Source organism: Paenibacillus sp. J31R30 (assembly GCF_059692115.1).
The window spans coordinates 1,150,267-1,162,188 of the sequence record NZ_JCAUAV010000002.1; the positions used below are offsets into that span (position 1 = coordinate 1,150,267).

Annotated in this window: 9 protein-coding genes; 5 read left to right on the top strand and 4 right to left on the bottom strand. The window is 43.6% G+C overall.

The features are described from left to right. Positions 1-10: 10 nt before the first annotated feature. Complete coding sequence (locus AC58QO_RS10800; RefSeq protein ID WP_497265293.1) at positions 11-901, bottom strand: helix-turn-helix domain-containing protein; 891 nt, start codon at positions 899-901, stop codon at positions 11-13. Between the two features lie 108 nt (positions 902-1,009). On the opposite strand from AC58QO_RS10800, the gene AC58QO_RS10805 reads away from it, so the two are divergent. Both AC58QO_RS10805 and AC58QO_RS10810 read left to right on the top strand, forming a co-directional pair. After that, complete coding sequence (locus AC58QO_RS10805; protein ID WP_497265294.1) at positions 1,010-4,348, top strand: DUF5107 domain-containing protein; 3,339 nt, start codon at positions 1,010-1,012, stop codon at positions 4,346-4,348. A 44-nt stretch (positions 4,349-4,392) separates the two neighbouring features. Next, positions 4,393-5,295, top strand: coding sequence for a hypothetical protein (locus AC58QO_RS10810; RefSeq protein ID WP_497265295.1), 903 nt, complete (start codon positions 4,393-4,395; stop codon positions 5,293-5,295). 6 nt (positions 5,296-5,301) lie between these two features. On the opposite strand, the gene AC58QO_RS10815 is transcribed toward AC58QO_RS10810, so the two are convergent. Genes AC58QO_RS10815 through AC58QO_RS10825 form a run of 3 tightly spaced genes read right to left on the bottom strand, consistent with a single transcriptional unit; the run spans position 5,302 to position 9,010 of the window. Beyond that, positions 5,302-6,492, bottom strand: coding sequence for a Ger(x)C family spore germination protein (locus AC58QO_RS10815; protein ID WP_497265296.1), 1,191 nt, complete (start codon positions 6,490-6,492; stop codon positions 5,302-5,304). Further along, positions 6,441-7,526 (bottom strand): GerAB/ArcD/ProY family transporter, encoded by a 1,086-nt coding sequence (locus AC58QO_RS10820; protein ID WP_497265297.1) that lies wholly within the window; start codon positions 7,524-7,526, stop codon positions 6,441-6,443. Before AC58QO_RS10820 ends, AC58QO_RS10815 begins: the two co-directional genes overlap by 52 nt. Then, positions 7,523-9,010 carry a spore germination protein gene (locus AC58QO_RS10825; RefSeq protein WP_497265298.1) on the bottom strand — a complete coding sequence of 496 codons (1,488 nt, stop codon included), beginning with the start codon at positions 9,008-9,010 and terminating at the stop codon, positions 7,523-7,525. Before AC58QO_RS10825 ends, AC58QO_RS10820 begins: the two co-directional genes overlap by 4 nt. A 212-nt stretch (positions 9,011-9,222) precedes the next feature. Between AC58QO_RS10825 and AC58QO_RS10830 the strand changes: the two genes are divergently transcribed. From AC58QO_RS10830 to AC58QO_RS10840, 3 genes are read left to right on the top strand one after another with little or no spacing between them, the layout of a single operon-like run. Next, entirely contained in the window at positions 9,223-9,897 is a 675-nt protein-coding gene (locus AC58QO_RS10830; RefSeq protein ID WP_497265299.1) for a GntR family transcriptional regulator, read from the top strand. A gap of 58 nt (positions 9,898-9,955) precedes the next feature. Continuing rightward, entirely contained in the window at positions 9,956-10,717 is a 762-nt protein-coding gene (locus AC58QO_RS10835) for an SDR family NAD(P)-dependent oxidoreductase (protein WP_497265300.1), read from the top strand. A 38-nt stretch (positions 10,718-10,755) separates the two neighbouring features. Beyond that, the gene (locus AC58QO_RS10840; protein ID WP_497265301.1) at positions 10,756-11,853 is read left to right on the top strand and encodes a mandelate racemase/muconate lactonizing enzyme family protein; all 1,098 of its coding nucleotides are present in this window, start codon (positions 10,756-10,758) and stop codon (positions 11,851-11,853) included. The last annotated feature ends 69 nt before the right edge of the window (positions 11,854-11,922 follow it).

Sequence of the window (11,922 nt, forward strand, 5' to 3'; positions counted from 1 at the left end):
GTGAGGCAAATTACCCCTTCGGAACGTTTCGATAAGCGCTAGGGGCGGAGCCCGTTATTTTCTTAAACAATCTTGAAAAATAATAGGGATCATTTATCCCGATGTTCGCGGCAACTTCCTTGATCGACAGCCCTGTTAAACTGAGCATTTGGGCAGCTTTTTGAATTTTCATACGCAGGAAGTACTCAATTGGCGGGAATCCCGTTTCTTCATTAAATAATAAAATGAGATGCTGTTTAGACAGGCCCGTATGTTTGGCCAATTCAGGGAGCTTTATCGAATCCTCCAGACGATCATTCATGTATCGGATGGCGAGTTCGAGATATTGCTCTCTTTTTTTGTCTTTGGCTGTACCGCCTGCGCTAATACCAATACCGCTAATTAGTTGGCGAATCGACTGAGATACGTGCGTGTGGATGGGCAATGAGTAGGTTTTATCGGATAGAAGGACATAGCATTTATCAAAAACATCCTTGAACTCGGACATGGCACCGATTGGAAGGTGCAGAGGACCAGTATCCATATCGTACATACGTATAAACGCGGCTGCATGCTCACCTTGCAGGTGAAACCAGTAAATACTCCATGGTGCATGCGTAGATGCCCCGTAGCGATGTGGGGTTTTAGCGGGAATAACGGCTAGGTGATTTGGGATTAAAGGGATCGCTTTGTGCTGATCGAGTTCGATCCAGCCTTCTCCTTCTGAGCAAAAGATAAAAATATGGGAATTGCTCCCTTCAGGCCGTTCTCGATAGTGATGACGGGCATGCGGGAAAAAGCCAATATCGCTCACGAATAAATCACGCGTCAGTTCTGAGCGGGATAGTTCCGTCTGCATGTAATCCGGCAGTACAAACAATTTTTCCTCCTCAAAGCCTTCTGGTTTCCTAGTATTATCCAATTCCGCATCTCCCTTCTAAATAAGAATATAATCCATTACATTAAGCATTTTGTCAATTGGCTATTGCCTTCCACCGAGGTAAAGTAGAGACAATAAGATAAGGGAGTGATGAAAGTGAGTCAGCAAGTTCGCATTTGGGAAGAAGTAACTTCGATTCCGACTTATGGCATCGGCGAGCCTGATCGCAACCCGATGTTTTTAGAGAAACGTGTTTACCAAGGAAGCTCCGGTAAGGTTTATCCGCATCCGGTTATCGATAAAATTGAAGATGAGAAGAAACCCCAGTCGTATCAAATGGTGATTCTAGAGAATGAATATGTTCGCATCGAGATCATGCCTGAGCTTGGCGGACGTATTTATCGTGCACTAGACAAAACGAATGACTATGACTTCGTTTATTATAATCGTGTTATTAAACCAGCACTTGTTGGGCTAGCTGGTCCTTGGATTTCCGGTGGTATTGAGTTTAACTGGCCGCAGCATCACCGTCCGAATACGTATGGTCCCGTAGAATATAAGCTAACTGAAAATGAAGATGGAAGCGCTACTGTATGGGTAAGTGAAATCGACCGTATGTACGGAACAAAAGTGACAGCAGGCTTCACTTTATATCCAGGTAAAGCTTATCTAGAAATCTCAGCTCAGCTGTATAATCGGACATCTGAACCACAAACATTCCTGTGGTGGGCCAACCCCGCGGTTGCGGTTAACGAAAATACACAATCTGTATTTCCTCCTGATGTAACGGCTGTCTTCGACCACGGTAAACGCGATGTATCGAGGTTTCCAATCGCGACAGGAACATACTACAAAATGGATTACTCCGCAGGCGTTGATATTTCACGCTACAAAAACATTCCTGTACCTACGTCATATATGGCCTATAAATCTGACTATAACTTCGTCGGGGGTTATGATCATGGCGTGCAAGCAGGCTTGCTGCATGTGGCTAACCATCACGTATCACCAGGCAAGAAACAATGGACTTGGGGGAATGGTGAATTCGGGCAAGCGTGGGATCGCAATTTGACCGATGAGGATGGTCCTTATATCGAGCTGATGACGGGTGTCTACACGGACAATCAACCGGATTTCACGTGGCTGCAGCCTTATGAAGAAAAGTCCTTCAAACAATATTTCATGCCATACAAAAATATCGGTGTCGTCAAAAATGCTTCTATCGATGCTGCCGTCAACTTAGAAGTTGACGAGAAGACTCGTGAAGCTGTTGTGCTTGCGTATGCGACTTCTGTGTTCGAAGGCGCTGTTGTTGAGCTAAAAGGCCGCAACCGCACATACTTGAAGGAAGTCGCGCACTTGTCGCCGACGCAAACGTTCAAGTCTGTGATTACGCTTGATGAAATCGATCAACCACACGACCTGAAACTGACAGTTCGGGATGCCAATGGCACCTTACTCATTGGCTATCAGCCTGCCAAGCCATCCATCGAACAAGTGCCGGATGCTGCTAAGCCGTTGCAGGCACCTGAAGAACTGAAGACGAATGAACAGCTGTACCTAGCTGGGTTGCATCTAGAGCAGTATCGTCATGCAACGTTTGAACCGGAGTCGTACTATCTGGAAGGATTAAAACGTGACCCTAACGATAGCCGCATTAATGTAGCCTACGGGACACTTCTGCTGCGCCGCGGACTTTTCACCGAAGCAGAAAGTCATTTCCGGACGGCAGTCAAGTCGCTCACTTGGCGGAATCCAAATCCGTATGACAGTGAAGCTCTTTATCAACTAGGTGTTGCGCTTAAAGAACAAGGACGTTTGGAAGAAGCTTTCGCAGCGCTTTACAAATCGACGTGGTCCGCGGCTTGGCAAGACGCTGGCTTCTTCACACTGGCACAAATTGCATGTGAGAAGGGTGTCTATGGAGAAGCTTTGGAATTGGTTGAGCGTTCACTCGTACGCAATTCTCACAATTACAAAGCACGTCACCTGAAAGCTGCGCTTCTTCGTAAGCTGGGGCAGCTGCAAGAAGCATTAGTCTACTCGCAGGAGACATTGCTGCTAGATATCGCTGATTTCGGTTCAGCGAATGAACGATACCTGACGCTTGCAAGCCAAGGGGAAAAAGCACTTGCTAGCGAAGTGAAAGCTGAGCTTCTGCGGCTTATGCGTGGAGATGCTCATAATTATTTGAATGTGGCGGCTGATTACGCGAATTGCGGTCTTTTCGAGGAAGCGATTGAAGTGCTAGATTGTATCGTTCAATGTGACGAGTCTACCCAAGTGTACCCAATGCTCCATTACACTCTTAGCTATTTGCATGAGAAAACAGGGAATTTGGAACTGGCTCAGCTGCACAGAAAGGCTGGAAATGCGGCTGCATCGGATTATTGTTTTCCGAATAATTTATTCGATTTGCAAGTATTAACGAGTGTCATTACGGCCGATTCGAAAGATGATAAAGCAAATTATTACCTGGGAAATTGGTTTTACGATAAAAGAAGACACGATGATGCGATTACACATTGGGAAGCGTCTCGTTCCATTCGAGAAGATTTCCCGACCGTACATCGGAATCTATCGCTTGCTTATTTCAACAAGCGAGGGGACGAAGCATCGGCTCTAATAGCTATGGAGAAAGCCTTTGCTTGTAACCAGGATGACGCACGTGTCTTCTATGAACTGGATCAACTATACAAAAAGCTTGGCTACACGGCAGAGACTCGCTTCGGCAAGCTGGAAGAACATCAAGCTTTAGTCAACAAACGCGATGATCTTTATGTCGAGTACGTTACCCTTTTGAATGCGCAAGGTTATCATGAGGAAGCTGTTCAAGCACTACAAGCGCGGAATTTCCACCCTTGGGAAGGCGGAGAGGGCAAAGTCACGGGTCAGCATGTTTTTGCCCATATCGAACTGGCTAAGCGAGCTTTGGCGGAGAAACAGTTCCAAGAGGCAGTTATCTTATTGCGGAAAGCACTTGTCTATCCAAATAATCTAGGAGAAGGCAAGCTGTCAGGTGCCCAAGAGAACAATGTCTATTATTATCTTGGACTTGCTCACAAAAGTTTAAATGAGTCTGAACTTGCAGAAGAGTGCTTCACAATTGCTTCGCAAGGATTAGAGGAACCAGCTAGCGCGATGTATTACAACGACCAACCGCCTGATATGATTTTCTATCAAGGAATGGCTTGGCTTGCTCTGGGCAATGAGAAAGAAGCGAAGCGTCGCTTCAATAAATTGGTTGATTACGCAGAGAAACATCTATTCGACGATGTGAAGTTCGACTATTTCGCGGTTTCGTTGCCAGACTTCCTAGTGTTCGAGGACAATCTGAACGTCCGGAACGAAGTTCACTGCCACTACATGATGGGGCTTGGGCATCTCGGTCTAGGAAATTTGGAACTGGCGAGAGAGCAATTCAATAAAGCACTTAGTCAGGAAGCGAATCATACAGGCGCTCGCATTCATCAAGGCATGTGTGTCTAATGAAAGAGCACAAGGTTAATATCGCAACAGGAACCTACAAAAGCATGAAGTCCATAACGATTGAAAGTGAACAAATTCGTATTGAGATGGTACCGCAGCTCGGTGGTAAATTGGTTTCCATTGCTTATAAGCCTACAGGGAAGGAGTGGATGCTGGATTCCGGTGAGCGCTCATTGCGTCAGCCGAAATACGGCTCCACCTTCACGGATTGGGATATGAGCGGTTGGGATGAATGTTTTCCTACGATAACGGCATGTAAAACGGAAATGGATAAGTATGTTAATCTGCCTGATCATGGTGAGCTTTGGGCAGTTTCTTGGGAGTACATGATCGAAGGTAACGAGGTTATTTGTTCCGTTCGGAGCCCAAAGTTTCCCTATCGGTTCATGAGACGGATCTCATTCCCTTCTGCGGACCGGGTACGGTTTGATTACCATGCATACAATTATAGTGATCAACCCATCCACTTTTTGTGGGTGCCGCATCCGCAATTCGCTGTCACGGAAGCGACTCGAATACTTCTCCCAGCACCCATGAAGGAGATGCATTGCGTGTACGAAGGTAACACGCTGAAGAAAGGCGAATCCTACACCTGGGAAGACGTGTCGCGGCTTTCCCCTGAGGTTACTGGGGATGGGCGAAAGTTTTATTACGAAGTCCAAGTACCAGCGGGCTGGTCAGGGTTATATGGCGAAGAAAGCGGAAACTTCTTGATTATGTCTGTCCCGCCAGATAAGGTTCCATTCCTAGGTGTGTGGATAGACGAAGGGATGTTTAACGATCGAGTTACTTGTGCCTTAGAGCCTAGCATCGGCTATTATGATTCGCTTGAAATGGCAGTAAGTAATGGGACTGCGCAATTGATACCTGCTAAAGCATCTTTTGAATGGCATTTAGAACTTTCCATTGGTCAAGGAGATTGGCGTGATGCCAAACTTGCTTTATAACCCTGTTCAACTGATAGCCCCTGTACTTGTTATGTGCACTTGAACATTAGTCTTTAACTTCACATCCTTGTATTTGTTCTTCCAGTCGATGGTTTTCCAAAGCTCAGGGTACTTTACTCTGAGCTTTCTTCCTATTCCAAGCGCATCGCAATTCGCTTCTAGCAATTGCTTTGCGACGCCCGTTGCTTGTTTATTTAGTACTGCAGACAATTCGTGATTTAGCTGTTCTCTATCGATTTTTTGGCCCAAACTGCTTGGGGAGCTACTAATCGCACCATATAGGTCAATCTTAACAGTGCTTTCGATTTCTTGCGTATTGGGATCAACAGAAACTTCGAAGGATCTCTTTAATTTCTTTACTTCAAAAACAATCAAAGTAGTCTCTGATTTGCTAGACTTGTTCGGTGCAGATCTCTGCCCAATTGGAATATCCAAGAAGGCATGTTTGTATAGCTTGTCTTTTAGAAGCAATAGGATGATACTTTCCTCACGAGATAAAGTCACACCAGTGAATTTGTCACCATCAAATAATCCGCTACTGTCAACGACTAAAGCTTTATTATTAATTCTACGAATCATGGGAACAACCATATCATTACCTGGATCCGTGATTTCACTCCATATCGAATAGATCGTTTGCTCAGGAACAATCGTCGAATGCACTGCGCCATCAATCAATTGTTTAATGCCAAAAGCAACAGGACCCTTTTCTATTTGTTTAAATGAGAGTATGTCAGAGGCTCTTCCCTTACTTATGATAATATACGATTTCAGATACCCTTTAGGATTCCGATATAAAAATTCTAGAATTGACATTAACCCTCCTTTCGCAAGATCTTCACCGATGATAACCACATGGTTCTTGCTTGCTTCAATGGTACCTGGAAGCATACTATCTAATGTGAGACCAAGATTGGAAACGGAATCCCCCGTTGCTTGCATGAGTTCATCCTTCACATCGAATTGTCCGCCACCTTTACTCTCCAAAATAACGGCTCTTATCGTTCCAAGGATTTGATTATCTTCCGCTTTATCAAGGCTTACGCCATTTATCATCTTTTTACTCGTTAAATATTGAATGTCCCAGCAGCCTGTGAGGACCATAGCGAGAAATCCTAAGCAAACCGTAAGAACAAGTTTTTTTCTCATGTTGACCCGACCTTTTTCATGTTTTTCCGCAAGAAGGACATCATCCATAACAGCATTGGAATCATGACGATCATAAATAGGTAGCCATATTCTAACCACTTACTGAAGGCATCATAATTTTCCATTGTTGAAAGAAAGGACGCTAATAGAAAGATAAGCGCCCCACTGCACAATACCATCCATCTATAAGTGTTTGGCGTTGTGGTTAGACTTTTACCGGCTATGCATAGATAAGACACAATGGTAGCCGTCATTGGAATAATCCAGATCGTTAGGAAGATCAGATCCAAGCGGTCAAACAATTGATAAGTTAACCCTTTGAAAATAAACAAAACAGGTTCATTCACTTGTGCTAACGCGATTGGACTAAATCCGATCAGGCAAAGGAAAACAAAGTACGTATAGAATAACGTAACAAAGACATTTGCTAAGGTGATGACACGGAGCAACCCTTTGGGGCTATGCCCAACTTGGGCAGAGAAATAAAGGATCACCTCAAAGCCTAACATAGAAAAAAAGGTGCTTTCACTTCCCTTGAAGATTTGCCAACTACTTGCTTGACCTACCGGCAAAATGTTCGTAAATTGTGTTTCGTTCGAAAAGTTTAAAAAACTAATCAAGAGCAGCAGGGCAAAAAGTACGGAACATAATAAGAAAAATCTACCAATGACGCGCAAATTTTCAATGGCTAGATAGACAGCTGTCCCTATGATGAGCAAAAGGAGTGCCCATCTTGGCGTAAGTGAGAGCATCCAAGTATTCACTAACTTCACATAGAGTGTACACGCATAACCCGCAATAACGATGAAAAAAGCATAGTAGATCAGGTTTAGTGCTTTACCAACATAGAATCCAAACACTCGAACTGTCATTTCACTCAAGGTCTGATTTGGAAATTTTTTGATTAGCTGCCAATATACGAAAAGTAATAGCTGTATAACAATCCCAGCCACTAGTACAGAGATCCAGGCATCCCCTTTAGCTGAACCCTGAATTTTCGAAGGCAAGGATAACAAGCCTATACCAATTTGTGTCTTAATGATCAAAAAAAACAAGTGAATTCTACTTATCGTAGGTTTCAAGGGCGCTTCCACCTCACGAAGAAGGAGTGTTTGGTGTTGCCAGGTTGTTTATTATTCCTCCATGTAGGGAGTCTTAGGAAAATATCTTTTAGCCTCCGTTTACCCGTAAAAGGACCAAATGGTTCAAAATAAGCGACCCCTAAAGTCTCTAACTTACAGAGATGTATAAAGATGATCATCATCATGATGGCGATTCCGAAGAAGCCAAATAAAGATGCGGCGAGCATGGTCGGAAACCCTAGAATTCTCAAACTGGTTCCTAGCTCATTTATAGGAGTTGCAAAAGAGGCAATCGCCGTCAATCCGATGACAACAATCATGGTGTGAGAAACCAAATGAGCTTCCACAACGGCCGTGCCTATGACTAATCCCCCGACAATTCCAATCGTTTGAGCGATGGGGGAGGGCAATCGGATCGAAGCTTCTTTCAGCAATTCAAGAATGATTTGCATGGTGATCGCTTCCAAAATCGGCGGTAATGGCACATAGGTTAATGAAACCTTAACAGAATATAAGATCCCGATCGGCAGCACTTCGGAATTGTAAGACACAGTTGCTATATAGATCGCGGGTAAAGAAATGGCCGAAATAAAACTAATTAAGCGAATCCAACGAAAAAACGTCCCCGAGATCCAACGATTGTTATAATCATCGGGTGATTGATAAAAGGAAAAAAAAGTGACGGGAAGAACCAAAACACTCGGATTGCCGTCAACAACAATATTGATTTTTCCCTCCATCAAATAAGAAACAGCACGATCCGGCCTTTCGGTCTGAAGGGATTGAGGAAAAGGGGAAAACGGGTGCTCCTCGATCATTTCGTCAATATCCCCTGCGGAATATAAATAATCCAGATCAATCGACCTAATCCTTTTTTCGCATTCTTTAATAATCGTTGGATCAGCTAGGTTATCCATATAAATCATTGCGACTTTCGTATTCGTGACACTACCAATTGTGAAGTACTTCACCTTTAACTTAGGACTTTTAATTCGATTGCGTAGCAAATAAATATTTGTGCTTATGCTTTCAATAAAGCCTTCATGGGATCCCTGAATAACTTGTTCAGCTTTGGGTTCTTGGATATTACGGACATGTGATTGTGCGACTAGCATCATGTATGCGACTGGATCATTCTCCTGTACCATAATGCAAGAGCCATTTAGGAGATACTTCCCAATTTGAAGAACTTCATTCGACTGCTTGACTTCGATTGAAGTGACGATTTGTTCAACAACGCCTGAATTTGATTCCAGTAGTGGCTGAATGACACTAGTTTGAAGTAATTCTGCCTGTACAAGGGAGTCTATATAGATCAAAGCACACGCTTGATTATTAAATTCAAGATTATGCGTCTTCAGATCTTCTGTGTAGGATAAGTGTTCTTGGATCTGAGTAATTAGAAATTCGAGATCTCCAGGTTCCAATTCTATGGTAGAAGGCTCTGATTCCATGAGTGCGTGTCTAAGTTTATTGAATTTCATGTCATCATCACCCCTCCGGTACATATCATTACCTATTATTAACAAATAACCTCGTAATTATTTTTTGTTATTTCGGGAGTGTACTTGTCATAAGGATACGGGTGAGGCATTAGCCAATTGAAAATACTATTTATTTTATTTCATAAATCGTGTATGATTTAATATATAGAACTATCGAGCTAATTAAACATACAACCATTCTAGATATTGAGGTGAAAGATTTGAAAAAGACCTTAAGCCGCTATGTACTAACCGATGAAATCTATACCTTGATAAAGGAACGAATCCTTAACCATGAAATTGCTTCTGGCGGTAAAATCAATATTGACCAGCTAGCCCGCGATCTTGAAGTCAGTAACATTCCTATTCGAGAAGCGCTTACTAAATTAACGGCAGAAGGTTTGGTTAATACAGTGCCATTTAAAGGGATGTATGTGGCCGAAATGTCGCTGCAAGAGCTGGATGAAATGTTTGAAATTCGGATCGAATTGGAAGGCTTGGCAATTAAGAAAGCGGCCCCTCGAATACCGGATGACTCCATTGTGGAACTGGTGCAGGCGATGAAAAGTTGGTCTAGCAGGAAACCGACAGAAATCGAAGAACAAATTCAATTCATTGCCGAGATGAACGAAAGATTGCATGGTCTAATTCTGGAGCACTGTGACAACCAATCTTTGAACCAACTGATCCATTTATATATTGAAAAAATACAGAGATACTTATCCTTCATTCATAAAGAGATAGATCTGAAAGTAATTGAAGAAGAATGGTATGAACATAATCTCGTCGTAAGAGAGTTGGCGATTGGTAATTTTGAGGCAGCAGAAGAAGCTTTGCTACAGCATTTAAAACATTCGCATATTCGAACTAGAAATTTCTTTCTCTAAATTTTTTTTCGAAATAATCATACATGATATATGATATGTGAAAATGGAGGCAAAGATAATGAACCTACAAGGTAAGGTAGCCATTGTAACGGGAGGCGGCTCAGGTATTGGCGAAGCGATTGTCCGCTTGTTCGCGGATCAAGGCGCAGCGGTCATTATCGCCGATTGGAATGAGCAGGGAGCCTCGCGGCTTGCAGAGGAATTAACATCTTCCGGACATGGAGTCGTGGCGGTGAAAACAGATGTTTCCAGTAATGCGGATGTCCAATTACTTATCCAAGAAACCGTAGGTCGATTTGGACAGCTAGACATTCTCGTCAATAATGCAGCTGTAATTTTACCCAAGTTTCTGGAAGAAGTGGAGGAAGAAGAGTGGGATCGACTTTTCAATATTAATTTGAAGAGTGTGTATTTAATGATTAAGCACTCACTCCCTCAATTAAAGAAAAGTCGCGGGGCGATCGTCAACATGGCTTCTCTCAATGGCTTGGTAGGGCAGAAGATGAACCCCGTATATGCGGCAACGAAAGGCGGAGTCGTCGCCATGACCAAGGCATTAGCCTTGGACTATGCGCCGGATGGCGTCAGAGTGAATTGCATATGTCCGGCTGGGGTCTCTACTCCCTTGCTGCAGCATTGGATTCAAGAGCAGGATGATCCGATTGCGACGATCCAGATTTTGAATGATATGCATCCCATTGGCCGACCGGCAACGTCGGAAGAAATTGCTCAAGCTGCGTTGTTTCTTGCAAGCGCTCAATCCGGTTTCATTACAGGTGTTGCTCTTCCCGTCGATGGCGGAGCTTCGCTTGGTTATTAATACATGGTGCAATTATTCATATTAGGGAGATGGATTAGATGAAGATTACAAAAGTAGAAAGTTTTGTTTTGCATGTGCCGATTACCCCGCCGATTACAGATGCTATCAATATTGCAACACACTGGGGATTGGCCGGTGTTCGTATCTTCACGGATGAAGGTTTCGTTGGTTACGGTTACACAGGTACCTGTGCCCATGGGGACGATATGATCGTCGATACAATCGATAAATATTATGCTCCGCTTTTGGTGGGGAGAGATCCGTTTATGGTAAGAGAGCTGTGGAATGACATGCGTTTTGGCAAAATGCACTGGATCGGCAGATCCGGCGTTACGCACATGGCACTTGCAGCTGTAGATATTGCGATTTGGGACATTATGGCGAAAGCTTGCAATAAGCCGCTATGGCAGTTCCTTGGCGGTGCTAAATCGCAACCGATCAAAGCCTATAATACAAATGGTGGTTGGTTGAACTGGTCCGAAGAGCGTCTGGTTAAAGATTGTGCGGAAATTGTTGAGTCAGGCTTTACGGGTGTTAAAATCAAAGTCGGTAAACCGGATTCGCGCGAGGATTATGCTCGTTGTAAGGCTGTACGAAAAGCGATCGGCGACGATGTCATTTTCATGATTGACGTCAATCAACAATGGAATATCAATACCGCTATGACGTGGGGCAAAAAGTTGGAAGAATTCGATCTGTTCTGGTTAGAAGAGCCACTGAATCCAGATGACATTATGGGGCACAAAAAGCTTGCTGACGAGCTAAACGTTCCTATTGCGTTAGGGGAGCATGTCTATAACAAATATGCGTTTAGAGATTATATCCACCAAGGCGCCATCGAATATTGCCAAGTTGACGTAACGCGTGTTGGAGGTATTACAGAATGGCTGCAAGTAGCAGGTTTAGCGGCTTCCTACGATGTACCGATCTGTCCGCACGTGGGTGATATGGGTCAAATCCATCTACATCTAGTTGCATCTACACCAGGTGCTATAATGCTTGAGTATATCCCATGGATTCGTCACATTTTTGAAGAGCCAGCTACGGTGGTCAATGGGCACTATGTGCTGCCTCAAATGCCGGGCGCTTCCACGACGATTCTTCCAAAGTATTTCCAAGAATATCGGGTACGATAAAGCGTGGCTTTATTTTATTAGTAAAAGGATAGTCCCTAAGCATGTTCAAAGGGCTGTCTTTTTACTTTT